Source organism: Mycolicibacter acidiphilus (assembly GCF_018455725.1).
Lineage (GTDB): Bacteria > Actinomycetota > Actinomycetes > Mycobacteriales > Mycobacteriaceae > Mycobacterium > Mycobacterium acidiphilum.
Genome location: NZ_JAHCLR010000028.1, coordinates 25779 through 50147, shown reverse-complemented (window position 1 = coordinate 50147; position 24369 = coordinate 25779). Strand labels below are relative to the sequence as shown.

Genomic DNA, 24369 nt, shown 5'->3' with positions numbered 1-24369 from the left:
TAATTGTCAATCATCAACTGACACAACAGGATCAGGATCCACGAACACCGGCACGTCGTCAGCCCAGGGCTGCCGGTCCACCATGTCAGCCACCCGCACATAGCCGTGCTCGAACTCTCCGGTCGCGGCGTCCACCAGCCGGTAGCGCTGGGTCTGGTGCTGGATCGGTTGCGCATCGAGGATCACCACCCGCACCTCGCCCGGCTCGAACCCGCAGCGTCTCTGCAGCGCGGCGATCAACTGATCGTTGGTCATGTGGCCGTCACCGAAGTTCCAGCCGACCGCCGTCGAGCAGATCCGCTCACCGTCGGTCAGCGTGTACTCGTCCTCGTCGCAGCCGGCCATCGCCCGGTGCGCCAGCGTGAACAGGGCCCGGCCGTGAGTGTTGAAGCCGCGGAACGCATATCCCATGTACATCAGGATCTGCGCGGACTCCGGGTTGCCGTAGAACCGTTCCAACTGCGCGGCAGGCATGCTGGCGATCGCCACGATGTTGCGCTCGATCTTCTCCGCCGCCGACGGTTTCACACACCACAGCGAGGTGTCCCAGTTACCGGCGTAGTAGCGCATCCCGCACAGGAAGGAGACCTTGCGAGGGAACAGATTTCCGACTACCACCGTCCCGGCGCTGGCCGCGAACAGCAGCACGACACCCACCGGGTTGTGCAGGTCGGTCAGCCCCAGATCGGCGTGCGCGACGAACAGCGTCAGCACCCCGAAGATCATGAACACGTTCCACTCCAGCGGCACCCCCATCGGGATCGCGATGAGGATCCCTAGGTGGAAGCAGACCATCACGAACGCGGCGATCGCGGTCGGGCGGCCACCGTGGCTGAAGAACAGCGCCAGTGGCACGCACATCTCGATCAGCGTGGAGAAATGCGCCAGCGCCATCGACGGCCGGCCGGGCCGCAGGTCGTCCGGAAAGTGTTTGAAGAAACGTCGTTTGAGCGAGCGGGGCCGCATCAGCGGGTTGTTGCTCATCATCGTGGAGATGACGAACGGGAAGTGCCGGTTGAGTTTCGAGGTGGCCGCGCCCATCCAGATCACCATGAAGGTCAGCTTGGCGCTAACGACGATGTCCGCGCCGGTGAACAGGAACGCCGCGGCCAGCGGGGCGTAAACCTCGCCACGGGCGGCCAGGAAGATCACCTTGTCGCGCAGACCGGCCAGCGCGAGGACGCCCAGGATCGCCGCGATCTGCCAGCCGGGCAGCACCCCGACCGTGGTGTGCAGCGCCTCGACCGGCCCGGTGCCGTCGGAGAACAGCGCCACCAGCAGCAGCACCAGCAGCGTCGCGTACAGCGCGACATCCACCGGCCCGCGGGTGTCGCCCCGGGTCAGCGGAATCCGTCCCGGCCACGGCGGCAGCCGAATCGTCTTGGGCCGCAGCCAGTACAGGATCGATCCCAGCGGCGGGAAGAACCGGTTGTTCAGCGGCCCGAAGCCGCAGCCCAGCCCGATCACCTCGAACAGCATCGTGTACAGCACGATCTTCTCGAAGACGATCGGCTCGCTCCACCACTGCCCCACCGCGGTGAACCCGTCGATGCCGCGGGTGCTCAGCGCCACCAGCCAGGCGCCCAGGATGTACAGCGCGATCTTCACGACGTAGAACAGGTGCAGCACCACCGGGGTGCCGAACCCGACCTCGGCCCAGTGCCGCGCCATCGGGCGGATTTTCTCGGCGCGGGTGCCCCGACTCCATTCAGCGAAGTCGACGACGGGCAGTTCCGGCTTCAGAAATCCCATCCGGACAGATTAGAACCTGTTCTAGCCGTTCGGGGGGCGGTTTACGCTGGAGGCTCAACCATCGCGCGACGGGAGGTGCGACGTGTCCGGCACGCTGTTCTTCGACGGCGGCTGCGGCATGTGCACCCGAGCCGTGTACCGGATACGCCGACTCGACCGCACCGGTGGTCTCGACATCGAACCGCTGCAAAGCCCAGGCACCGCCGAACGGTTGGGCATCCCGCCGGACCGGCTCCTCGACTCGGCGCGCTGGCTGGACGCCTCCGGCGCGGTGTACTCCGGCGCCGAGGCGATGAGCGCAGCGGTCGCGACCGCGCTCGGCACCGGGTTGCCACTGCGGCTCTATCGGTTGCCGGGCGTCCGATTCGTCGAGGACGCCGCCTACCGGTGGGTGGCCTCCCACCGGTACCGGTTCCGCGGCGTCACCCCGTACTGCGAGGCGCATCCGGGCGGCTGCTGATCACAGCGAGCGGCTGATGATCTCCTTCATGATCTCGCTGGTGCCGCCGTAGATCCGGTTCACCCGCGAGCCGGTGTACATGTTCGCGATCGGGTACTCGGCCATGTAGCCGTAGCCACCGAAGATCTGCAAGCACTTGTCGACGACCTGGTCGGACTTCTCCGCGGCGAACAGCTTGGCCATCGACGCGGTCATCGGGTCGTTCTTGCCGTCGACGTACTGCTGGATGGCGTAGTCCACCATGGTCTTGATCGCCAGCGTCTCAGTCTTGCACTCGGCCAGAACGAATTTAGTGTTCTGAAAGTTGGCGATCGGCCGACCGAAGGCTTCCCGCTCCTTGGAGTACTTGATGGCTTCCAGCACCGCCGCCTCCGCCAACGCCGCGCACAGGGTGCCGATGATCAGCCGCTCTCGGGCCAACTGCTCCATCAGCTGGTAGAAGCCCAGCCCTTCCTGCTCACCGAGCAGGTTCGCGACCGGCACCCGCATGTCGGAGAAGAACAGTTCCCGAGTGTCCTGGCCGTGCTGGCCGATCTTCTGCAGCACCCGGCCACGCTCGAAGCCGAGCAGGTCCTTGGTTTCAGCGACGATCAGCGACACCCCGGCCGCACCCTGCGCCGGGTCGGTCTTGGCGACGATCACCACCAGGTCGCAGTGCGTGCCGTTGGAGATGAACGTCTTCGACCCGTTGATGACGTAATGGTCGCCGTCGCGCACCGCGGTGGTCCGCACCGACTGCAGGTCCGATCCGGTACCCGGCTCGGTCATCGCGATCGCCAGCACCGACTCCCCGGTGATGGCCGTGGGGAGCCAGCGCTTGCGCTGCTCGTCGTTGCCGTAGGCGTACAGGTAGTGCGCGACGATCGGCGAGTGCACCGAGAATCCGAAGCACTGGTCGTGGGCGTAGACCAGTTCCTCCTGCACCACCGAGTGCATGGCGTAGTCACCGCCGGCCCCGCCGAACTCCTCGGGCAAATCCAGGCCGAGCAGACCCGCGTCACCGGCCTTGTTCCAGAAGTCCCGGTCGACGCCGTGCTGGGCCACCCAGCGCTCCTGGTGCGGCGTGGCTTCCTTCTCGATGAACGCCGCCGCATGTTTCCGCAGGTCACGATGGGCGTCGGTCTCCCAGGTCGGGCGGTAATCGGGGAACAGCTTCGACATGGCTACCTCCAGATTTGGTCACGGCCGCAGCAGGTGCGACGATCGTCGCGCACAGTACCCGCGGTATCACCCGGCGCGGGAAGGTGGCCCTAAGCTCTAGCACGTGTAGCCTCGTCGAGGGGGCCAAACGGCTGAACGCCGTAACGAAAATGGGGACATTGATGGTCAAGGACTTGACCCAGGCTGAACTGCTCACTGAGCTGGAGCCGGTCGTCGCCGACTCCTTGAACCGCCATCTGGCGATCACCGCAGCCTGGAATCCGCACGACTACGTGCCGTGGGGCGACGGTCGCAACTTCGCCGCGCTCGGCGGGCGGGACTGGATCGAGAGCCAGTCGAAGCTCTCCGAGGTCGCCCGCGTCGCGATGGTCACCAACCTGCTGACCGAGGACAACCTGCCGTCCTATCACCGCTACATCGGCGAGAACCTGTCGGTGGACGGCGCCTGGGGAACCTGGGTCGGCCGGTGGACGGCCGAGGAGAACCGGCACAGCATCGCAATCCGCGACTACCTGGTGGTGACCCGCAGCGTCGACCCGGTGCAGTTGGAGATCGACCGGATGGAGCACGTGGCCCGCGGTGTGCACGCGCCGGAGGAGTTCGAGGGACTGCTCATCCAGCTCGCCTACGTCACGGTCCAAGAGGTGGCCACCCGGATCACCCACCGGCAGACCGGCCGGGTCTGCAACGACACGATCGCCGACACCATGCTCAAGCGGATCGCGCAGGACGAGAACCTGCACGCGGTGTTCTACCGCAACATCCTGGAGGCGGGGTTCAACCTGGCGCCGGATCAGGCCATCGAGGCGGTGACCAAGGTGATCCGGGAGTTCGATATGCCCGGCCGCGGGATGCGCGACTGGCGGCGCAACGGTGTGCTGATGGTCAAACACGGCATCTACGATCTGCGCCAGCACCTCGACGAGGTGCTCATGCCGCTGTTGCGGACGTGGAAGGTGTTCGAGCGCAACGATTTCAGCGCGCGCGGCGACCAGTACCGCAACGAGCTGGGCGAGTTCCTGGACAAGCTGCAGAGCGACGTCGTCCGCTTCGAGGAGCGCCGGGCGCACCTGCTGGAGCGCGACGCGAAGCGGGCGGCCGCCGCCCGCGTCGCGGCCACAGGCTAACCCCTCAGACCACCTTCACCGTGCGCTGCGGCCGGCCGGAGTAGGCGCTCAGCGGCCGGATCAGCGCGTTGGCCGCGGTCTGCTCGATGACGTGGGCGGTCCAGCCCACCACCCGGCTCATCACGAACAGCGGTGTGAACATGGGGATGTCGAAGCCCATCAGGTAGTAGGCGGGGCCGGTCGGGAAATCCAGGTTGGGCTTGATACCGGTGGCGTTGAACATCTCCGTTTCCAGCACCCGGTAGATGTCCAGCCAGCGTCCGCCGTCACGATCAGCGGCGACGCGGATCAACGCCTGCTTCATAGTGGGCACCCGCGAGTCGCCGTGCTTGTACACCCGGTGCCCGAAGCCCATCACCTTCTCTTTGCGGGACAGCTTGCCGTGCAACCATTCCGCGGCCTTGCCGGCGTCGCCGATCTCAATCATGTCGTGCATGACGGCTTCGTTGGCCCCGCCGTGCAGCGAACCCTTGAGGGCTCCGATCGCCGCGGTCACCGCGCTGTAGATGTCGGACTGGGTGGAGGTGACCACCCGGGCGGCGAACGTCGAGGCGTTGAAACCGTGTTCGGCGTACAGGATCATCGACTGCTCGAACGCCGAGACGACCACCGGGTCGGGCACCTCACCGAAGCACATCCGCAGGAAGTTCTGCGCGTAGCCGAGATGACTGTGCGGGGCGATCGGTTCGAGCCCACGGCGACGGCGCATGTCGACCGCGACAATGGTCGGTAGCACCGCGAACATCCGCAGTGCCTTGGCGACGTTCGCCGGTTCGGTGCAGTCATCCTCGGCGGGATCCTCGGCACCCAGGTAGCTGATCGCGGTGCGCACGACGTCCATCGGGTGGCAGGTGTCGGGCAGCTTGGCCAGCAGCGCCAGCAGCGACTGGTCCACCCGGCGGTTGGCGCGCTCACGCTGGCTGAACAGCGCCAGTTCGGCGTCCGAGGGCAGTTCGCCGTGCCAGAGCAGATAGGCGACCTGCTCGAAGCTGCAGTGCGCGGCCAGATCCTGCACCGGATAGCCGCGGTAGGTCAGGGAGTTGGTCTCGGGCACCACCTTGGAGATCGCGGTGGTGTCGACGACCACGCCGGCCAGTCCCTTGTAGATGTGCGGTTCGGCGGGGGCGAGTGACGTCACTGCGAAGCTCCTAACGTGAAGTTGAAGATGTCGTCGTCGAACTTGTTGTATTCGGCGTAGCGCAGCAGCTCGTAGAGCCGGCTGCGGTGCTGCATCTGATCCAGCAGACCGGATTGGGTTCCCGCGGAATCGATTTCCCGCAGACCGGATTCGACGGCGAACATCGCCAGCCGCAGCGTGGTGACCGGGTAGATCACCACGTTGTAGCCCAGGTCGCCGAGTTGCGCCGCGGTCAGCAGCTCCGACTTGCCGAACTCGGTCATGTTGGCCAGCAGCGGCACGTCGACCGCGCCGCGGAACCGCTCGAACTCCGCCGGACCGGACAGCGCCTCGGTGAAGATCATGTCCGCGCCGGCGTCGGCGTAAGCCTTGGCCCGGTCGATCGCCGCGTCGAGACCCTCGATGCCGGCGGCGTCGGTGCGCGCGCAGATCACGAAGTTGGGATCGCGGCGTGCGGTGATCGCCGCCCGCAGCCGCTTGACCATCTCAGCTGCCGGCACAACGGCTTTGCCGTCGAGGTGCCCGCACCGCTTCGGATTCACCTGGTCCTCCAGGTGACAGCCGGCCAGGCCGGCGTCCTCGAGCACGGTGACGGTGCGCGCCGCACTCATCGGCTCACCGAACCCGGTGTCGGCGTCGATCAGCGCGGGCAGGTCGGTGACCGCGGCGATCTGCCCGCCGCGGCCTGCGACCTCGGTCAGCGTCGTCAGCCCGATGTCCGGCAGGCCCAGGTCCGCCGACAGCACCGCACCGGAGACGTAGACACCCTCGAAGCCGATCTCGCCGATCAGTTTGGCCACCAGCGGGGAGAACGCACCCGGGAACCGTTGCAGCCGGCCCGAGTTCAACCCCGCCCGGAACCGGGACCGCTTCTCCGCGGGGCTGGCGGCGGCGCCCAGCAGACCGCTCACCGGAAGATCCCGGGCGGGGTCGTCGGCGCCTTGTCCAGCACTCGCGGGTCCACCAGCAGGTTCAGCGCCCCCAGCTCGCCGGCTTTCGCCTCGGCGATGCCCTCGGCGACGGCCAGGAACCGTTGCTGCTCAGCCGGATCCACCACCCCCTCGGCGAGTTCGGTGAACTTGTGTACGTACTGCGGGCGGGCGAACGGCCTTGCGCCGAGCGGGTGGGCGTCCGCGACCGCGAGTTCGTCGGAGATCACCTCACCGTTCTTCAGCGTGACCTCCGCGCGGGCGCCGAACGCCTTCTCGGCCGGGTCGGTCGAGTGGTAGCGCCGGGTCCACTCCGGGTCCTCGACGGTGGAGATCTTGTGCCACAACTCGATCGTGTCGGGCCGGTGCGCCCGCTCCGGTGCGTAGGACCGCTCGTGGTGCCAGCTGCCGTCCTGCAGGGCGACCGCGAAGATGTAGGGCAGCGAGTGGTCCAGGGTCTCTCGCGAGGCGTCCGGATCGAACTTCTGCGGATCACCGGAACCGGTGCCGATCACGTAGTGGGTGTGGTGGCTGGTGTGCAGCACGATCGTCGCGACCTGATCCAGATCGCCGATGCGCCCCCGCATCCGGCGGGCCAAGTCGATCGGCGCCTGACTCTGATACTCCGCCGAGTGCTCTTTGGTGTAGCTGTCGAGGATCGCCCGTTTGGCTTCGCCGGGGCCGGGCAGCGGGATCCGGTAGGTGTGGTCCGGCCCGGACAGCAGCCAGGCGATGACACCGTCCTCGCCCTCCCAGATCGGTGCCGGTGCGCCCTCGCCGCGCATCGCCCGGTCGATCGCCTCGATCGCGATCTTGCCGGCGTGGGCCGGGGCGAACGCCTTCCAGCTGGAGATCAGCCCCTTGCGGGACTGGCGGGTGGCGGTGGTCAAGTGCAACGCCTGGCCGATCGCCTGGTAGATGGTCTCGGTGTCCAACCCGAGCATGGTGCCGATCCCGGCGGCTGCCGACGGGCCGAGGTGGGCGACGTGGTCGATCTTGTGCTCGTGCAGGCACATTCCCTTGACCAGGTCGATTTGGATCTCGTAGGCGGTGGCCAGTCCGCGGATCAGGTCGGCGCCGGAGACCCCGAGTTGCTGGGCGACGGCGACCAGCGGCGGAATGTTGTCGCCGGGGTGGGAGTACTCGGCAGCCAGGAACGTGTCGTGGAAGTCCAGTTCGCGTACCGCGACCCCGTTGGCCCAGGCGGCCCACTCCGCGGAGTAGCTGCCCGGCACACCGAATACCTGGGCGCCGCCGGACTTATCCGGATGGGCGGGGTGCGCCAGTGCCTGCTGCCGGGCCACCGTCACCGGGCGGCGCACCGCCGAGGCGGCGCTGACGGCCGCGTTGTCGATGATCCGGTTGATCACCATGGCCTCGGTCTCGGCGGGCACCGTGACCGGGTCGACGGCGACCTCCGCGATCTTCCAGGCGAGTTGCTCGGTGCGGGGGAAATCCTCTGCGCTGCGGTGTGTTCGAACGGAGTGCATCAACATATTTCGCACAGTACGCCCGAAATCTGAACCCCGAAATCACCTGTAGAAGCGTATTTATGCGTCCTCATTCGCCAGCGTTTGCAAATGTTGTGAATGCACCCGTTGGGTACTGTGTCGACAATGGCGAAGATGTTTTCCGGGGCACGACTGCGGCGGCTGCGCGAAGAACGCGGCCTGACGCAGGCGGCGTTGGCCCGCAGCCTGAACCTGTCCACCAGCTACGTCAACCAGCTGGAGAACGACCAGCGGCCGATCACGGTCTCGGTGCTGCTGGTGCTCACGGAGCGATTCGACCTGCCCGCACAGTATTTCTCGCCGGACTCCGATGCCCGGCTGGTCGCGGACCTGCGGGAGGTGTTCACCGCGGCGGCGGGTGAGCATGCGGCGAGCGATCCCGAGATCGAGGAGCTGGTGGCGCGGATGCCGGCGGTCGGACAGAGTCTGGTCACCATGCACCGCCGGCTGCGGGATGCCACCGAGGAACTGGAGGGATACCGGTCCCACGCGGTCACCGAGACTTCGCAACTTCCGCAACGCCCGATGCCGTTCGAAGAGGTCCGCGATTTCTTCTACGACCGCAACAACTACATCGACGAGCTGGATTCGGCCGCCGAGCAGATGTTCGTCGGCAACGGAATGCGGATCGGCGGCCTCGACGGCCAGTTGGCGACGCTGCTGGCCGAAGAGTTGGGGATCACCGTGGTGGTCTCCGACGAGTTGGACGGCCCCGCTAAACGGGTCTTCGACGCCGACGCCCGGGTGCTGCGGATCGCGCACTCACTGTTGCCCGGTCAGCGCGCGTTTCAGATCGCCACCCAGTTGGCACTGCTCACCCAGTCGGAGTTGATGTCGGAGATCATCGCGGACGATCAGCAGCTCAGCCCGGAGGCCCGCGACGTCGCGCGCATCGGGCTGGCGAACTATTTCGCGGGGGCTTTTCTGCTGCCGTACCGGATGTTTCACCGCTCGGCGCGGGAACTGCGTTACGACGTGGACCTGCTCGGCCGCCGTTTCGAGGTGGGATTCGAGACCGTGTGCCACCGGCTGTCCACCCTGCAGCGGCCGCGGCATCGCGGTGTGCCGTTCATCTTCGTCCGCACCGACAAGGCCGGCAACATCTCGAAACGGCAGTCCGCCACCGGGTTTCACTTCAGTCGGGTCGGCGGCAGCTGCCCGCTGTGGGTGGTGCACGATGCGTTCTCCCAGCCCGGACGGATCGTCACCCAGGTCGCGGAGATGCCCGACGGACGCAAGTACTTCTGGATCGCCACCACCACCGTTCCGGAGGGCCGCGGTTACCTGGGGCAGCGCAAGAGTTTCGCGATCGGGCTGGGCTGCGATCTGGTGCACGCCGAGAAGCTGGTGTACTCCACCGGTGTCGCACTGGGTGACCCGACCACCGTCGTGCCGATCGGCGCGGGCTGCAAGATCTGTCCGCGGGAGGACTGCGCCCAGCGCGCATTCCCCTACCTGGGCCGGCGCGTCGTCGTCGACGAGAACGCCAGCAGCGGACTGCCCTATTCGCCGGTCATTCGGCCGTCTTGACCGGCGGCCGATAGAACAGCACCAGTTGTCCGATCGCGCCCGCCAACCCGAGTCCGGTCGCGATCAGCAGGCCCGGCCAGCCGGCGCACCAGTCCTGGCAGAACAGCACACGGTCCAGGCTGAAGCGGCCGGCCCCGAGCATCGCGACCACCACGGCGCTGACCGCCAGCACCAGGTTGTACTCCCAGCCCTCCTGGAAGACGAAGAAACCGTGCGGCCGGTGCACCGTCCAGACCGCGACCACCATCAGCGCGACGAAACCGGCCGCTGGGATCGGGGTGAGCAGCCCGGCGGCCAGACCCAGCCCCGCAGCGATCTCCGTGCAGGCCGCGGCCAGTGCGTGCAGTCGCCCGGGCTTCATACCGATGCTCTCGAACCACCGCGCGGTGCCGGGAATCCGGCCGCCGCCGAAGAATTTGTTCAGCCCGTGTGCGGCCAGTGTCAGCCCGAGGACCAGACGCAGGATCAGCAGCGCGACGTCGGTAGCCATACGTCAAACTAACGCTCAGCGAAGTGCCTCGTCCAAAAGTCCGACGTATCGGTCGATGTCGGCGATCGCCGACCGTGACGCGTGCACACTGACCACGACGGTGTCGCCGATTCCATGCACGCCGTGGGTCAAGCCCATCATCGGTGACAGCGCCGGGAATCCGGCGGTCAGCAGCACCGGGATCCCGCCGAACCGCAGATCCGCCGCCCCGCGATACACGCTGGACACCACGGTGTTGCCGGTCACCTGCGCCGAGCGCAGCTGCGGGTCGAACTGGGCGGCCCCCCAACGCAGGAGCGCAGCCGGCACCACCGCCAGCGCCCGATCCGACGCGGTCACCGCGGGATGCTGCAGCCGGCGGCGGCGGTCTGCCAGTTCGGCGGCGATCCGCTGTTTGCGTTCCGGCGGGTCCAACTGCGGGTGCAGGCCGACCGAGACATTGCCGAAGTGGTTGCGGGCTTGGCGCACAACGGATTTGGTCATCGGCACCTCAGCGCCGAGGGTGGCGCACGGCTCGCCGAGGTAGCCCGACAGGGCGGTGGCCACCGCGGACAGCGCCGCCACCGTGACCGTTCCCCCGCCCAACTGCGCACGGTTGCGCACCAGGGTTCGGACGATCCGCGGGCCGTCGGGCCGGTTGTTGGTCGACAGCGCCGGCCGGGTGCCGGCCGGCGGCGGCAGCAGGCCGGCGGCCACGTCGGCCTGCTGGCGGCGATACGCACGGGCGGCGCCGACGGCACGCACCGGCAGCAAGCCCGGTCGCGGGGCGCGGACGGCGGGCACCGGTTCGGCACGCCCGAACATCCAGGCGGCCAACGCCGAGGCTCGCGCTCCGTCGGCGAGGGCGTGGGCGATCTGCAGCACCACCACCGTGCCGGCCCCATCATGACCGGGGATGGCGTGCACCGGGGTGAACACATGCAGCAGCCACGGCGCCACCGCGGCATCGAGTTGGGTCTCGGTGAGCCGGACGATCGCCGCCAGACAGCCCGCCCAGTCGTCGACCTCATGCCGGACGGCGTCGGCGCAGCAGGCGGACGGCACCCACCGCGGGTACCTCAGCGCGCCGGCGTCGGCAACCCGCATCGTCAGGTCCGGGACGCGTCGCGCTCGGTCGCGCGCCGTGGCGATCGCGGCAGCAGGATCATCGGGCACCCCGGCGAACGCGTAGAGCAGGAACTGGTCGCTGGGCAGCTTCGCCGACATCCAGTAGAACTGCGCGTCGGCGGCGGCCATCCGCTGCCCGCGCATCAGCGGCGTGCGGAGCCGATGAAGTCCAGCACCAGATCGGCCACCTCGTCGGGCTGTTCGAGTTGCAGGAAGTGTCCGGCGTGGTCGACGACGGCCACCGCGCCGCCGACCGGCAGCGCCTGCTCCACCCAGCGCGTGAAATCGGCTGTCATGCAACCGTCGTCGCGGCCGTGCAGGTACAGGCTGGGTAGCCGCGGTGAGGTCAGCCAGTATCGGTGCAGGTCGGCGTACGGCTCGGGCGGGCGGCCGCTGCGCAGCGCGCGGTACGGTCCGAGCGCGGCGTGCCAGCCCTCCGGTGTGCCGATGGCGGCTTCGACGTGCCGCAGATCGTCGGCGGCGTGATACCCCGGCGACCAGCGGCGCCACAGCAGCGGCAGCACCCACCGGGCGGACAGTTCCGGCAGGCGCGGCAGCTGGAAGTAGCCGATGTACCAGCTGCGCAGCGCCTGCCCGGGCAGCTGCCGGGCCAGCCGGAGCCGCTCGATCAGCCGGTCCGGGCGCAGCGTTGCTGCGGGCGGCACCGACATGATCACGGCCTTGGCGAACGGGCTCTGGGGCATCGCGGCCAGGCCGGCGGCCGTCATCGCGCCCCAGTCGTGCCCGATCACCACGTCGCGATCGGTGCCGCCGGCGGCGTCGCGCACGCGCAGTGCGTCGTCCATCAGCGCGCCGATGTGATAGCTGCCGTCGGTCGGGATCGACGACGGCGCGTAACCGCGCAGGAACGGCGCGACCACCCGCCAGCCGTCGGCGACCAGTCGCGGGGCGATTTTGCGCCAGCCGTAGGCGGTGTCGGGGAACCCGTGCAGGCACAGTGCGATCGGGGCGGTCGGCGCGCCCCAGGTCAGCGCCTTGAGTTGGACGGCCGGGGCGGCGACGTCGATCCAGCGCGGTTCAGGAAGTGGCACCGTCACGCCCTCGATTCCAGTCGGCCCCCGCACACGCGGCGGGTGACGTTTTCGCCCGCCGGCCGATCCAAACTATCTACCATCTTGAGAGCCCGACGGCCACGGTTAACCTCAGCCGCGGTCGAGCGAGAGGACGTCGATGGGGACCTGGCTGGCACCGCCGATGATCGCGGTCTACCTGCTGTCCTCCATTGCCCTGGGCGAGGCCGTCGCGCTGGCCGTCCTGCTGCGGCAGCTGCGGCGCACACGGGACGAGAACGCGGAGCTCCGCCAGAAGACCGACCCGGCCACCTGGCTGCTGTCCGGCGGGCGGGAGGCCGTCAAGACCGTCTGGCAGACCGCGAATCTGGTGCGCAAGCAGGGGTTCGGCGCCGCGGTGCGCAGTTCCATCGAAGACCTCGCCGACTGGGCCGAGGTGGAGCGCCCCGACCTGGCGCGGGTCGCCCGGGACGGTCGGGTGGTGCTGTTGTTCAGCGACATCGAGGAGTCCACCGCACTCAACGAGCGGATCGGCGACCGTGCGTTCGTGAAGCTGATCGCTCGGCACGACCAGTTGGTGCACCGCGCTGTCGCCGCGCACTCCGGATACGTGGTGAAAAGTCAGGGTGACGGGTACATGATCGCGTTCGCCCAACCCGACCAGGCCGTGCGGTGCGCCCTCGACATTCAGCGTGCGCTGCAGCGCGGGCGGAAACCGCAGCACCCGATCCGGGTCCGGATCGGGATCCACATGGGCCGTTCGGTGCGCCGCGGCGACGACCTGTTCGGCCGCAACGTGGCGATGGCCGCCCGGGTGGCCGCGGCGGCCGACGGCGGTCAGGTGCTGGTCAGCGGCCCAGTCCGCGACGCCGTGAAGACCTGTGCGGAAATCACGATCGGCGACGGGCGCGATGTCGAGTTGAAGGGTTTCGCCGGCACGCACCGGCTGTACCCGGTGGAGTCGGCCTAGTCGGTGCGGTCGGGTGCAGCCTCGGCCAGCCGTTGATGCAGCCGCGACCGGATCTCGTCAGGTGTGTAGGCGCGGCGCCGCCGTTGGTCGCGCACCACCAGCACTCCCCCGGCCGCCACGCCGACCGCACCCGCCAGGCCGATCCATTTCCAGATGCTGCGCACCCTCACACCCTATGGTGCTGTCGTGGACCAACACACGGTGACACTCACGCGCGCCCTGGCCGAAACCCGCACCGGTGACGTGTGGCTGTTCCGGGGCCGCTCCGGGCCGGACCGTGCCATCCAGACCCTGTCCAACGCGCCGGTGAACCACGTCGGGATGACGGTGGCGATCGACGACCTGCCGCCGCTGATCTGGCACGCCGAACTCGGCGACAAGCTGATCGACTGCTGGACCGGCACCCACCACCGGGGGGTGCAGCTCAACGATGCCGGACAGGCCGTCGAGCAGTGGATGCACCGGTACGGGCAGCGCTGCTGGTTGCGCCAGCTCAACGGGGAGGTCACCCGCGCGCAGGAGGATCGGCTGCTGAAAGTGATTGCGCGGATGGACGGTACGGCGTTCCCGACTACCGCGCGGCTCACCGGACGGTGGCTGCGCGGGCGGGTTCCGACCGCCGGCGACTGGACCCGTGGCATCCCGGTGCTGGACCGCAAGGTGCGAGAGGCGACGCAGCGTCGCAAGGCGCGCCGGGGCAGCGTCGCCCTGCAGACTGCGTACTGCGCGGAGACGGTCGCCATCACCTACGAGGAGATGGGTTTACTGTCCACCGACAAGAATCCGAACTGGTTCGACCCCGGATCGTTCTGGAGCGGTGACATCCTGCCGTTGACGCCCGGCTACCAGTTGGGACGCGAGATCACCGTCGTCCCAGGCTAATCCACGCTCATCTCGGCCAGCGGCGACCAGTCGGTGGCGTCGACGGTCTGGCTGATGATCTTCGGGGTGGCCGTCAGCGCCCTGGGCAGTTCGGCCATCGCCTTTGTGAAGTGCGCACTGCTGACGTGTTCGGTGCCGGCCTGCTGGTCGCGGAACGCCTCGACGAGAACGTATTCGCACGGGTCGTCCAGGCTGCGCGACCAGTCGAACCACAGGTTGCCGGGCTCGGCGCGGGTGGCGGCGGTGAACTCCTCGACATGCTGCGGCCAGCGCTCCGCCCACTCCGGCTTGGTCTGGAACTTCACCACGATGAAGATCATGGCCGGACCTCCACGGTGGTCCGCACGGGTGTCGGGTTGACGGTCAGATCCAGCACCGGACAGTGCTTTTCGACGATCTCGTGCAGCTCCTGGTAGCGCTGCGGGGTTTCCGGCCCGGTCACCGTCACCACCACCCGCACCTCGCCGAAGCCCGCGCGCACCGCGTCGTCGATCCCGAAGAAGCCCCGCACATCCAGGTCGCCTTCAGCGCGGGCCTTGATGTCGTCGACCGCGATGCCCAGCTTCTGCGCCCAGAACCGCCAGGTGACGATCTGGCAGGACAGCAGCGACGCCAGGTAGTACTCGACCGGGTTGGGGGCGGTGTCCTCGCCGCCGAGCGTCGGCGGTTCGTCGACCTCGACGCTGTACCGGCCGAGCTTGACGGTGCTGGCCACCGCATCGTGGGCGGTCGCCGACGCGCGGAAGACGACCTGGGCATTGGCGGGATCGGCCGCGGCGGGGGCCTCGCTGGCGGCGACGACGCTCGCCAGGCGACTGGTGGAGGTGGTCACGGGGAAATCCTTTCGTCGTCGCCAGCCTAGTGAGAGCCGCCCTGGTCGCGTCCAGGCCATCAGCCCGCTTCCACGGGGTCCACAACCCCGAGACCCAAATACCCAGCCACCGCTTTCATCGTCACGTCATGACTGGCTACCGCGACCGGTTCCCCGATCAAGAGGGCCGTCGCCAGGTGCAGTGCGTCAAGCGTCTTGATGTGCCGTTCGATGGACTCAGCGACGCTGTGCGTCTCCCTGGTGATGTCGAACATCCCGATCCGATCCAACAGTGCGGCCGCGTCATTCAGCGGCCTGCCATCGCGCCGCAGCACCCGGATCACTTCAGTGCGGAGCAGTCGCGAGGAGACGAACGTGGTTCCAGGGGTCGCCATCCACTCCTGCAGTCGCACTCGCTCGGGCACATCGAGGATCGTGCGGACGGCGATCGAGGAGTCGATATAGACGAGGCCCACGCTCAGTGGTCACCGCTCATCTCGCCGAGCAGTGCCTCGACCTGGGCATTGGTGTAGGGCCGCCCTCCGGGGAGGCTGGGCCAAGGAGTCGGATCCGGCGACGGCGGCGAGTACCGGCCCTCACGCTCCAGCCGCGCCAACCGTGAACTGTGGTCACGGAACGCACTCACCCGCCAGCGAGGCGTGCCCCGTTCTGTCACCACGACGTCGTCGGTCTCAGTGACCTGATCCAGCACGACCGCGGTGCGCTGGTTGAGTTCACGCTTCGTGACCGTAGACATGACACAAGTGTAGTACCCATGTCTGACATGTAGAAGCCCTGCTCACCCAGCCCGGCCGGCAGGCCCACGTCGCACGGCGCGAGCACGTCAGTTGCTCCGCCGAGCGCTTCGACCACGCTATCGCCGTCCCCTCGCCGAGGAGAGGACCGGCCGTCGGGCCGGACCGGATCCACCGACCCGCTGCTGGAGAAAGGCCGCACACCCGCCTGCGATAACCCGGTACGGGTCGGCGACACGCTCCACGGAAAGGCGCACGCTGTCGATCAGGCGAGTCACCCTGCGCCGCCGGGCCCGCAGCTTCAGCAGGTAGCGACCTCCGATGGCCAACGCCGCCACCACCACCAGAATCCACAGCGTCGCCGCCACCAGATAGATCGTCTCGATCACCGTCATGACGATGAGGCTCCCCTGCCCCCGTCGCGGTCAGGTCACCGAAACGGCACGCATCGGCGACTTCTCAGCGATGAGTCGGCCTCGGCCGGAATCGCCGGCCGAATGGGAAAACCACGACGCGACACGCGGTGCCGCCGTCGCGGTTTTCCCGCTCGGGATCGCTACGAGGATCTCTAGACGTTAAACCGGAACTCCACCACGTCGCCGTCGGCCATCACGTAGTCCTTGCCCTCCATGCGCACCTTGCCGGCGGCTTTGGCCGCGGCCATCGAGCCGGCCTCAGCCAGGTCGTCGAACGAGACGATCTCGGCCTTGATGAAGCCCTTCTCGAAGTCGGTGTGGATCACCCCGGCCGCCTTCGGCGCGGTGTCACCCTGGTGGATCGTCCAGGCGCGGGCCTCCTTCGGCCCGGCGGTCAGGTACGTCTGCAGCTTCAACGTGTGAAAGCCGGCGCGCGCCAACGCATCCAGGCCCCGCTCGGCCTGCCCGATCGACTCCAGCAGCTCCATCGCCGACTCGTCGTCCAACTCGACGAGCTCGGACTCGATCTTGGCGTCCAGGAACACCGCGTCGGCGGGCGCCACCAGCTCACGGAGCGCAGCGACCCGGCCCGAGTCGCCCAGCACCGCCTCGTCGGCGTTGAACACGTACAGGAACGGCTTGGTGGTGAGCAGGTTCAGCTCGCGCAGCGGCGCCGGATCCACCTGCGCGGCGAACAGCGTCTTACCGGAATCCAGCACCTGCTGGGCGGCGACGGCCGCCTCCAGCACCGGTTTGCGGTCTTTATTGTTGCGGGCTTCCTTCTCCAGCCGCGGCACCGCCTTCTCCAGCGTCTGCATGTCGGCGAGGATCAGCTCCATCGCGATGACCTCGATGTCGGCTTCGGGGTCGACCTTGCCGTCGACGTGCACCACGTCGTCGTCGGCGAAGACCCGCACCACCTGACAGATCGCGTCGCACTCGCGGATGTTGGCCAGGAACTTGTTGCCCAGCCCGGCCCCCTCCGAGGCACCCTTCACGATCCCGGCGATGTCGACGAACGTCACCGGCGCGGCCAGGATGCGCTCCGAGCCGAAGATCTCCGCGAGCTTGTCCAGCCGCGGGTCGGGCAGCGACACCACACCCTCGTTGGGTTCGATCGTCGCGAACGGGTAGTTGGCTGCCAGCACATTGTTGCGGGTCAGCGCGTTGAACAGGGTCGATTTACCGACGTTGGGCAGACCCACGATTCCCAGACTCAGGCTCACGGGGACTCAAGTCTAGGGTGTGGCCCCGCGCACCGACCGGGCGAACCGGCGAGGCCTTGCGGAATGCGACACGCAAAACCGGTACCGTCGACGTGTGTCAGCGCAGCGGGTGGGGTCAGCGGTGGCGGCTGACCACCGTTCGGTCCTCCCGAGCGTGCCCGGTCTGCCGTGGTGGGGTGCGGTCGCGGTGGCGCTGTTCGCATCGGCCGTCGGCTTCGCGTTCGACGCCGGATCCGGCGACAAGGAACTGACCACCGTCTTCACCACGCTGTACGTGCTGGGCTGCGTCGTCGCGGTACTCGCCGTGCGGCAGTCCGGGGTGTTCACCGCCGTCATCCAACCGCCGCTGATCCTGTTCTGCACCGTGCCCGGCGCCTACTGGCTGTTCCACGGCGCGGGGTTCCCCGGGGTCAAGAACATTCTGATCAACTGCGGCTACCCGTTGATCGAGCGGTTCCCGCTGATGCTGTTCACCGCCGCGGCCGTGCTGTTGCTCGGGATGATCCGGTGGTACCTCGGGATGATGACGCGGTCCGCGAAGGACCTCGCGGCCGGTGCCGGCGAAACCGCCGGGCGCGGATCCGGCGTCTTCGAGAAGGTCAGCGCGCTGGTCTCCGCCGCGCTCAACCGCGACCCGGCCCATGCCATCGAGACCGCCTCGCCTCGGGAGCGTCGCAGCGGTGACCGACCGCGTCGGGCGACCGCGGAAGCGCGAGCCGAAGCGCGTCGCACCGGCCGTTCGACGACAGGGCGATCCGGGGTCACCCGTACCGGAACGCGCCGCCCCACTCGGGCCGGATTCGACTCGACCCGCTCCCGCCACGTCCGGCCGCCACTCGACGACGACGCCGACCCGCGGATGGAACGCCCCCGGCGGCGTCGCCTCGCCCCGGAATCCGGTGAGCCGATGCCACGGCGGCGCCCGGCGGCCGGCTTTGAGGAAGAGCAGTTGCCGCGGCGACGTCGACCCACCCCACGCTCGGCCGACGAGCAGATGCAACGGCGCCGTCCCCGCCCGCCGCAGGATCTCGACCGCGGCGACCTGCCGCCGCGACCCCGCCGGGCTCCGCACACGACCGTCGGCCGGCCGGCCGCGCGCAACGGCTGGGCAGACACCGACCAGTCCGGGGAGTCGTTCGAGTCACGGCCGCGTCGGCGTCCGGCCTCGGCAGGCACCAACGGCTCGGACTCGACTCACCACCCGATCTCCCAGGTGCGCTACCGCAAAGCGGCCGGCGATGACGCCGCCGAGCCCCGGCGCCGCACCCGCGAACCGCGCAACGGCGACGAGGCCGACTCCTGGGAGTACGACATCTGACGCTGCCGCGACGTCAGGCGCGGATCTCCCGGGGCAGCGCGAACACCAGCGTCTCGTTGGCCGTCGCCACCGGGTACACCGTGCCGAAACCGTCGGCGGCCAACCGCTCCAGTACACCGCGCACCAGGATCTCCGGGACCGACGCCCCCGAGGTGACCCCGACGCTCTCCACACCCGCCAACCACGCCGGGTCGATCTCCTCGGCGTAGTCGACCAGGTAGGCCGCCTTCGCACCGGCGGTCAGCGCCACCTCGACCAGCCGGTTGGAGTTCGACGAGTTCTTCGACCCGACGACGATCACCAGTTCGCACTCCGGCGCCATCGCCTTGACCGCGGTCTGCCGGTTCTGGGTGGCGTAGCAGATGTCGTCGCTGGGCGGGTCCTGCAGGTTCGGGAACCGCTTGCGCAGCGCCAGGACGATCTGCATGGCCTCGTCGACGCTGAGCGTGGTCTGCGACAGCCACACCACCTTGTTCTCGTCGCGCACGGTCACCGTGTCCACCCCGGCCAGGCCGTCGACCAGGCGCACATGGTCGGGCGCCTCGCCCATGATGCCGATGACCTCTTCGTGGCCGGTGTGGCCGATCAGCAGGATGTCGTAGCCGTCGCGGGCGAACCGCTTGGCCTCGTTGTGCACCTTGGACACCAGCGGGCAGGTCGCGTCGATCACCCGCAGGCCGCGCTGCTCGGCCGTCGAATGCTCGGTCGGTGCCACACCGTGTGCGGAGAACACGACCATGGCGCCCTCGGGCACGTCGGCGGCCTCGTCGACGAAGATCACGCCCTTGTTCGTCAGCGTCTCGACCACGTACTTGTTGTGCACGATCTCGTGGCGGACGTAGACCGGCGCGCCGTGCTTCTCCAGCGCCCGCTCCACGGTTTCGACAGCCCGGTCCACCCCGGCGCAGTACCCGCGCGGCTCGGCCAGCAGCACCCGCTTGCCGGCGGGCAGGCCGGCCGTGCCGGCCGCTGCGCTGCCGGAGGTCTCCACGTTCAGCGTCGACGACATGGTGGCCAGCGTACGGCGTGCCGAATGCGGATCGCCAACTCGTAACCGGGGGTCTTACTTGGCGAAGACCGACCGTTAAGGCAGTCTGTCTGGCATGGCTACTGCACCGTATGGGGTCCGGCTGCTGGTGGGCGCGGCAACCGTCGCCGTCGAGGAGACCATCAAGCTGCCGCACACCATCCTGATGTATCCGATGACGCTGGCCAGCCAGGCCGCGCACATGGTGATGGCGTGGCAGCAGGGCATCGCCGAACTGGTCAACAAGGGCGATTCGACGCTGGAGTCGCTGTTCCCGCCGAAGGATGAGCAGCCGGAGTGGGCGACGTTCGACGAGGATCTGCCCGACGACGATGCGGGCCAACCGCAGCCGACGGTCGACGGCGGCGCGGGCGACCAGCGCGGCGACGGCCGGTTCGCGCTGTATTCGTTCAGCGACGACGACCGGCCCGCGCCCGGCACCGCGACCACGGCCGCAGCGAAGCCGCAGGCGACCACCTCACCGGCCGTCACGCCGGACCTGGTCGTCGAACTCGACTACGGCACGCTGACCCTGGCCCAGTTGCGGGCCCGGCTGAACTCGCTGAGCATCGACGAGTTGGAGACGCTGCTGGCCTACGAGGAGGCCACCAAGGCGCGGGCACCGTTCCAGACGCTGCTGGCCAACAGGATCACCCGCGCCTCCGCGAAGTGACCGCACCCGACCCGGGAACCGCCGCGGAGAATCCGTTCCCGGTCCGCGCGGTCTCGATCCGGGTGCAGAACTGGATCGACAAGCTCGGCACGGTGTGGGTGGAGGGACAGCTCACCCAGATCAACATGCGGCCCGGCATGCGCACGGTGTTCATGGTGCTGCGGGATCCGACGGTCGACATGTCGCTGACCGTGACGTGCACCCCCGAGTTGGTGACCGGCGCACCGGTGAAGCTGACCGAGGGCACCCAGGTGGTGGTCCGCGGCAAACCGAACTTCTACACCGGCCGCGGCACCTTCAGCCTGCGGCTCAGTGAGATCCGCACCGTCGGGATCGGCGAACTGCTGGCCCGCATCGAACGGCTGCGCAAACTGCTGGACGCCGAGGGGCTCTTCGACCCGCGGCTCAAACGGCCGATCCCGTTCCTGCCGGGCACCATCGGCCTGATCACCGGCCGGGCCAGCGCCGCCGAACACGACGTCATGACGGTCGCGGCCACCCGGTGGCCGGCGGTGCACTTCGCGGTGCGCAACACCGCCGTGCAGGGGCCGACGGCGGTGCCGCAGATCGTGGCGGCGCTGCGCGAACTGGACGACGACCCGCACGTGGAAGTGATCGTGCTGGCCCGCGGCGGCGGCAGTGTGGAGGATCTGCTGCCGTTCTACGACGAGACGCTGTGCCGGGCGATCTCCGCGTGCCGCACCCCGGTGGTCAGCGCCATCGGCCATGAGCCCGACAACCCGCTCTGCGACCTGGTCGCCGACCTGCGGGCCGCCACCCCCACCGACGCCGCGAAGAGGATCGTCCCGGACACCGCTGCCGAGCAGGCGCTGGTCGACGATCTGCGCCGTCGCGGCGCGCAGGCGCTGCGCAACTGGGTGCTGCGGGAGGAGCGGGTGCTGGCTCAGTTGCGCAGCCGTCCGGTGCTGGCCGACCCACTGCGGGCGCTGACCGAACGCGGCGAGCAGATCACCCGCGCGCTGGCGGCGGTGCGCCGCGACGTGACCCGGCTGATCGACGTGCAGACCGAACGGGTCGGGCATCTGGCCGCCCGGCTGGCCACCCTGGGTCCGGCGGCCACCCTGGCCCGCGGTTACGCGGTGGTGCAGACCGTCCCGGCGGCCGGCCCGAGCCGGGTGCTGCGATCGACGGACGACGCCCCCGCCGGGACACGATTGCGAATACGTGTATCCGACGGGGCGGTGGCAGCGACGAGTGAAGGACGAGCCGATGGCAGTTGAGAAACCCGAACCGGTGAAAGCCGTCAGCGAACTCGGCTACGAGCAGTGCCGTGACGAGCTGATCGACGTCGTGCAGCGGCTGGAACAGGGCGGATTGGACCTCGATGCCTCCCTGGAACTGTGGGAGCGCGGCGAGCAGCTGGCTAAGCGCTGCGAGGAGCATCTGGCCGGTGCGCGCCGTCGGGTGACCGATGCGCTGGCCGCCGAGGACGACGGTCAGGCGTGACGTGACGCACAAAACTGGAACACGTTCAGTTATGCTCGCCCGATGGCTGACGCATCGCTGACAACTGAGCTGGGGCGGGTACTGATCACCGGCGGATCCGGATTCGTCGGGACCAACTTCGTCAAGACCCTGCTGGACCGCGGCTACCAGGTCCGTTCGTTCGACCTGGCGGCGTCACCGCTGCCCGAGCACCCCAACCTGGAGACGGTGCAGGGCAACATCTGCGACGCCGACGTGGTGGCCAAGGCGGTCGAGGGCATCGACACCGTGTTCCACACCGCCGCGATCATCGACCTGGCCGGCGGGGCGGCGGTCACCGACGAACTGCGTAAGCGCAGCTTCTCGATCAACGTCGACGGCACCAAGAACCTGGTGCGCGCCGCGGCGAAGGCCGGCGTGCAGCGGTTCGTCTACACCGCGTCGAACAGCGTGGTGATGGGCGGCAAGTCGATCTCCGGCGGCGACGAGACCATGCCCTACACCACGAAGTTCAACGACCTCTACACCGAGACCAAGGTGGTCGCCGAGCAGTTCGTGCTCGCGCAGAACGGGGTGGACGGGATGCTGACCTGTTCGATTCGGCCGAGCGGCATCTGGGGTCCCGGTGACCAGACCATGTTCCGCAAGCTGTTCGAGAGCGTCGTCGCCGGTCACGTCAAGGTGCTGATCGGCAAGGAGAGCGCCAAGCTCGACAACTCCTACGTGCACAACCTGATTCACGGCTTCATCCTGGCCGCCGAGCACCTGGTGCCGGGTGGCACCGCCCCCGGGCAGGCCTACTTCATCAACGACGGCGAGCCGATCAACATGCTGGAGTTCGCCCGGCCGATCATGACCGCGCTCGGCGAGACGTGGCCGCGGTTCCGCATCTCGGGCCGGTTGATCCGCGACGTCATGGTGGTCTGGCAGTGGCTGCACTTCCGGTTCGGCATCCACAAGCCGATGCTGGAACCCGGTGCGGTGGAACGGCTTTACCTGGACAACTACTTCTCGATCGACAAGGCGCACCGCGATCTCGGCTACGTGCCGCCGTTCACCACCGAGCAGGCCATCAAGGACTGCCTGCCCTACTACGAGAAGCTGTTCAACGAGGTCAAGGCTGCCGCCGGAAAGGCGTAACCCGCCTCACCGGTACAGGTGCACCGGATGGTGGGTGGTCTGCTCGATCTGCGCGGACGCCGTCTCCAGCAGCGCGGTGCCCAGTGCGATCAGCCCGCGGGCCGCTGCGATCTCCTCGCCGACGGTCGGCTGACTGGCATCGGTGGGATGCCGGTAGGCATCCCCCCGAGTGGTCATGGTCTGCCCGTCGTCGAGGTGCAGTCGCAGCGTCGCGTGAGTGTGGGTGGTGTCTTCGTCGAATTCGACGTCGACACGCCAGTTCGTGTTCAAAATACGGTCATACATTGCAATCACCTCATCTACAGGGTGCGCCGCAAAACCGTGCTTAGCTAGTACCCACATGAACAGCGAATTCACGCTCACGCAGCGCCGCGCCCTGGCCGTCTTCACCGTCATCAGCGTGCTGTTCGGCGCGTACTTCCTGTGGGGCTACTTCGTGCTGATCGTGGTGGCTGCGGTGTTCGCCTACCTGTTCACCCCGCTGTTCCGGCTGCTGCGCCGACGGCTGCCCGCCGGCCTGTCCGCGACCATCACGCTGCTGGCGGCGATCATCGTCGTCGTCATCCCGGTCGGGGTGTGCGTGTTCCTGGCGGTCGCGCAGATCACCCGCACCGCCGGCGACGTCGCCGACTGGGCGCAGCACACCGACATGAACGCCCTCGGCGACAAGGCGCTGCGGTTCGTCAACGACCTGCTGGCCCGGGTGCCGTTCGGGCACGTCGAGCTGACGATGGACACCCTGCGGCACGCGATGGTGGAGGTCGCCCAGAAGGGCGGTGAACTGCTGCTGCACGTCCTGCAGGGGGCGGCCGGCGGTGTGGTCGGGGCGGTGACCTCGGCGATCATCTTCCTCTACGTGTTCCTCGCGCTGTTGACCCACCGCGACGAGGTGCAGACCCTGATCCGCCAGCTCAACCCGCTCGGCGAGGAGGTCACCGACCTGTACCTGGCCAAGATGGGCTCAATGGTGCGGGGCACCGTCGGCGGGCAGTTCGTCATCGCGTTCTGTCAGGGGGTGGCCGGCGCCGCCTCGATCTACATCGGCGGCTTCCACCAGGCGTTCTTCGTCTTCGCCATCCTGCTGACCGCACTGTCGATCATCCCGCTCGGCGGCGGCATCGTGACCATGCCGTTCGGCGTCGGCATGGCGCTGACCGGCAACGTCGTCGGCGGGGTGTTCGTTTTCGTGTTCCACCTGCTCGTCGTCACCAACATCGACAACTTCCTGCGACCGGTGTTGGTCCCGCGCGACGCCCGGCTGAATTCAGCGTTGATGCTGCTCGCCGTGTTCGCCGGCATCGGCATGTTCGGCTTCTGGGGCATCGTGATCGGCCCGGTGCTGATGATCATCATCGTCACCACCATCGACGTGTACCTGGCTGTCTACAAGGGCGTGGAACTGCAGGTCCACGACGACGAGCCGCAGCAGCCCAGGCGGTTCCGGCTGCGGCGGGCAGCGCCTCGCTGAC

The 24369-nt window shown here is 68.3% G+C and carries 28 protein-coding genes; 11 read left to right on the top strand and 17 right to left on the bottom strand.

Annotated features, from left to right (window positions below):
• Positions 1-6: 6 nt before the first annotated feature.
• The gene (locus tag KIH27_RS14070) at positions 7-1752 is read right to left on the bottom strand and encodes a DUF3556 domain-containing protein (RefSeq protein WP_214093583.1); all 1746 of its coding nucleotides are present in this window, start codon (positions 1750-1752) and stop codon (positions 7-9) included.
• Positions 1753-1834: 82 nt separating this feature from the next.
• On the opposite strand from KIH27_RS14070, the gene KIH27_RS14065 reads away from it, so the two are divergent.
• Positions 1835-2212, top strand: coding sequence for a thiol-disulfide oxidoreductase DCC family protein (locus KIH27_RS14065; RefSeq protein ID WP_214093582.1), 378 nt, complete (start codon positions 1835-1837; stop codon positions 2210-2212).
• On the opposite strand, the gene KIH27_RS14060 is transcribed toward KIH27_RS14065, so the two are convergent.
• Entirely contained in the window at positions 2213-3373 is a 1161-nt protein-coding gene (locus tag KIH27_RS14060; RefSeq protein ID WP_214093581.1) for an acyl-CoA dehydrogenase family protein, read from the bottom strand. It abuts the gene before it with no gap.
• Between the two features lie 161 nt (positions 3374-3534).
• On the opposite strand from KIH27_RS14060, the gene KIH27_RS14055 reads away from it, so the two are divergent.
• Complete coding sequence (locus KIH27_RS14055) at positions 3535-4500, top strand: acyl-ACP desaturase (RefSeq protein WP_214093580.1); 966 nt, start codon at positions 3535-3537, stop codon at positions 4498-4500.
• Between the two features lie 4 nt (positions 4501-4504).
• On the opposite strand, the gene KIH27_RS14050 is transcribed toward KIH27_RS14055, so the two are convergent.
• From KIH27_RS14050 to prpD, 3 genes are read right to left on the bottom strand one after another with little or no spacing between them, the layout of a single operon-like run.
• Positions 4505-5638, bottom strand: coding sequence for a bifunctional 2-methylcitrate synthase/citrate synthase (locus KIH27_RS14050; protein WP_214093579.1), 1134 nt, complete (start codon positions 5636-5638; stop codon positions 4505-4507).
• On the bottom strand, positions 5635-6549 hold the full coding sequence (gene prpB / locus KIH27_RS14045) for a methylisocitrate lyase (protein WP_214093578.1): 915 nt from the start codon (positions 6547-6549) through the stop codon (positions 5635-5637). Before prpB ends, KIH27_RS14050 begins: the two co-directional genes overlap by 4 nt.
• Positions 6546-8063 carry a 2-methylcitrate dehydratase PrpD gene (gene prpD, locus KIH27_RS14040; RefSeq protein WP_214093577.1) on the bottom strand — a complete coding sequence of 506 codons (1518 nt, stop codon included), beginning with the start codon at positions 8061-8063 and terminating at the stop codon, positions 6546-6548. The genes prpB and prpD overlap by 4 nt, the downstream gene beginning before the upstream one ends.
• A gap of 120 nt (positions 8064-8183) precedes the next feature.
• On the opposite strand from prpD, the gene KIH27_RS14035 reads away from it, so the two are divergent.
• A complete protein-coding gene (locus KIH27_RS14035; RefSeq protein ID WP_250150131.1) occupies positions 8184-9608 on the top strand; it encodes a short-chain fatty acyl-CoA regulator family protein in 1425 nt (474 codons plus the stop codon).
• On the opposite strand, the gene KIH27_RS14030 is transcribed toward KIH27_RS14035, so the two are convergent.
• From KIH27_RS14030 to KIH27_RS14020, 3 genes are read right to left on the bottom strand one after another with little or no spacing between them, the layout of a single operon-like run.
• Positions 9592-10098, bottom strand: coding sequence for a DoxX family protein (locus tag KIH27_RS14030; RefSeq protein ID WP_214093575.1), 507 nt, complete (start codon positions 10096-10098; stop codon positions 9592-9594). The two genes, KIH27_RS14035 and KIH27_RS14030, sit on opposite strands and share 17 nt — an antisense overlap.
• A gap of 15 nt (positions 10099-10113) precedes the next feature.
• Positions 10114-11349, bottom strand: coding sequence for a WS/DGAT domain-containing protein (locus KIH27_RS14025; RefSeq protein ID WP_214093574.1), 1236 nt, complete (start codon positions 11347-11349; stop codon positions 10114-10116).
• Complete coding sequence (locus KIH27_RS14020) at positions 11349-12257, bottom strand: alpha/beta fold hydrolase (RefSeq protein ID WP_214093573.1); 909 nt, start codon at positions 12255-12257, stop codon at positions 11349-11351. Before KIH27_RS14020 ends, KIH27_RS14025 begins: the two co-directional genes overlap by 1 nt.
• Before the next feature lie 139 nt (positions 12258-12396).
• On the opposite strand from KIH27_RS14020, the gene KIH27_RS14015 reads away from it, so the two are divergent.
• A complete protein-coding gene (locus KIH27_RS14015; RefSeq protein ID WP_214093572.1) occupies positions 12397-13206 on the top strand; it encodes an adenylate/guanylate cyclase domain-containing protein in 810 nt (269 codons plus the stop codon).
• Here the strand turns inward: KIH27_RS14015 and KIH27_RS14010 are convergent.
• A complete protein-coding gene (locus KIH27_RS14010; protein ID WP_214093571.1) occupies positions 13203-13370 on the bottom strand; it encodes a hypothetical protein in 168 nt (55 codons plus the stop codon). The genes KIH27_RS14015 and KIH27_RS14010 overlap by 4 nt on opposite strands.
• Between KIH27_RS14010 and KIH27_RS14005 the strand changes: the two genes are divergently transcribed.
• On the top strand, positions 13360-14088 hold the full coding sequence (locus KIH27_RS14005; protein WP_250150130.1) for a guanylate cyclase: 729 nt from the start codon (positions 13360-13362) through the stop codon (positions 14086-14088). The two genes, KIH27_RS14010 and KIH27_RS14005, sit on opposite strands and share 11 nt — an antisense overlap.
• Here KIH27_RS14005 and KIH27_RS14000 read toward each other — a convergent pair.
• The 6 genes from KIH27_RS14000 to ychF form a co-directional block, all read right to left on the bottom strand.
• A complete protein-coding gene (locus KIH27_RS14000; protein WP_214093569.1) occupies positions 14085-14408 on the bottom strand; it encodes a putative quinol monooxygenase in 324 nt (107 codons plus the stop codon). The genes KIH27_RS14005 and KIH27_RS14000 overlap by 4 nt on opposite strands.
• On the bottom strand, positions 14405-14920 hold the full coding sequence (locus KIH27_RS13995) for an OsmC family protein (RefSeq protein WP_307856879.1): 516 nt from the start codon (positions 14918-14920) through the stop codon (positions 14405-14407). The genes KIH27_RS14000 and KIH27_RS13995 overlap by 4 nt, the downstream gene beginning before the upstream one ends.
• Positions 14921-14979: 59 nt before the next feature.
• The gene (locus KIH27_RS13990) at positions 14980-15375 is read right to left on the bottom strand and encodes a type II toxin-antitoxin system VapC family toxin (protein ID WP_214093567.1); all 396 of its coding nucleotides are present in this window, start codon (positions 15373-15375) and stop codon (positions 14980-14982) included.
• A gap of 2 nt (positions 15376-15377) precedes the next feature.
• Positions 15378-15656 carry a type II toxin-antitoxin system Phd/YefM family antitoxin gene (locus KIH27_RS13985; protein WP_214093566.1) on the bottom strand — a complete coding sequence of 93 codons (279 nt, stop codon included), beginning with the start codon at positions 15654-15656 and terminating at the stop codon, positions 15378-15380.
• Positions 15657-15773: 117 nt separating this feature from the next.
• Positions 15774-16049, bottom strand: a complete 276-nt coding sequence (locus KIH27_RS13980) for a hypothetical protein (protein ID WP_214093565.1) — start codon at positions 16047-16049, stop codon at positions 15774-15776.
• Between the two features lie 173 nt (positions 16050-16222).
• Positions 16223-17296 (bottom strand): redox-regulated ATPase YchF, encoded by a 1074-nt coding sequence (gene ychF / locus KIH27_RS13975; protein WP_214093564.1) that lies wholly within the window; start codon positions 17294-17296, stop codon positions 16223-16225.
• Between the two features lie 94 nt (positions 17297-17390).
• Here ychF and KIH27_RS13970 point away from each other — a divergent pair, with 94 nt between their 5' ends.
• Positions 17391-18614, top strand: a complete 1224-nt coding sequence (locus tag KIH27_RS13970; RefSeq protein WP_214093563.1) for a DUF6542 domain-containing protein — start codon at positions 17391-17393, stop codon at positions 18612-18614.
• A gap of 13 nt (positions 18615-18627) precedes the next feature.
• Here the strand turns inward: KIH27_RS13970 and KIH27_RS13965 are convergent, their stop codons facing one another.
• On the bottom strand, positions 18628-19623 hold the full coding sequence (locus KIH27_RS13965; protein WP_214093562.1) for a 4-hydroxy-3-methylbut-2-enyl diphosphate reductase: 996 nt from the start codon (positions 19621-19623) through the stop codon (positions 18628-18630).
• 94 nt (positions 19624-19717) lie between these two features.
• Between KIH27_RS13965 and KIH27_RS13960 the strand changes: the two genes are divergently transcribed.
• From KIH27_RS13960 to KIH27_RS13945, 4 genes are read left to right on the top strand one after another with little or no spacing between them, the layout of a single operon-like run.
• On the top strand, positions 19718-20314 hold the full coding sequence (locus KIH27_RS13960) for a lipid droplet-associated protein (protein ID WP_214093561.1): 597 nt from the start codon (positions 19718-19720) through the stop codon (positions 20312-20314).
• The gene (xseA, locus tag KIH27_RS13955) at positions 20311-21555 is read left to right on the top strand and encodes an exodeoxyribonuclease VII large subunit (RefSeq protein ID WP_214093560.1); all 1245 of its coding nucleotides are present in this window, start codon (positions 20311-20313) and stop codon (positions 21553-21555) included. The genes KIH27_RS13960 and xseA overlap by 4 nt, the downstream gene beginning before the upstream one ends.
• Complete coding sequence (locus tag KIH27_RS13950; RefSeq protein ID WP_214093559.1) at positions 21545-21781, top strand: exodeoxyribonuclease VII small subunit; 237 nt, start codon at positions 21545-21547, stop codon at positions 21779-21781. The genes xseA and KIH27_RS13950 overlap by 11 nt, the downstream gene beginning before the upstream one ends.
• 42 nt (positions 21782-21823) lie before the next feature.
• Complete coding sequence (locus KIH27_RS13945; RefSeq protein WP_214093558.1) at positions 21824-22900, top strand: 3-beta-hydroxysteroid dehydrogenase; 1077 nt, start codon at positions 21824-21826, stop codon at positions 22898-22900.
• Positions 22901-22906: 6 nt separating this feature from the next.
• On the opposite strand, the gene KIH27_RS13940 is transcribed toward KIH27_RS13945, so the two are convergent.
• Positions 22907-23185, bottom strand: a complete 279-nt coding sequence (locus KIH27_RS13940; RefSeq protein ID WP_214093557.1) for a DUF1876 domain-containing protein — start codon at positions 23183-23185, stop codon at positions 22907-22909.
• Between the two features lie 55 nt (positions 23186-23240).
• Here KIH27_RS13940 and KIH27_RS13935 point away from each other — a divergent pair, with 55 nt between their 5' ends.
• Positions 23241-24368, top strand: a complete 1128-nt coding sequence (locus tag KIH27_RS13935) for an AI-2E family transporter (protein WP_214093556.1) — start codon at positions 23241-23243, stop codon at positions 24366-24368.
• Position 24369: the final 1 nt, after the last annotated feature.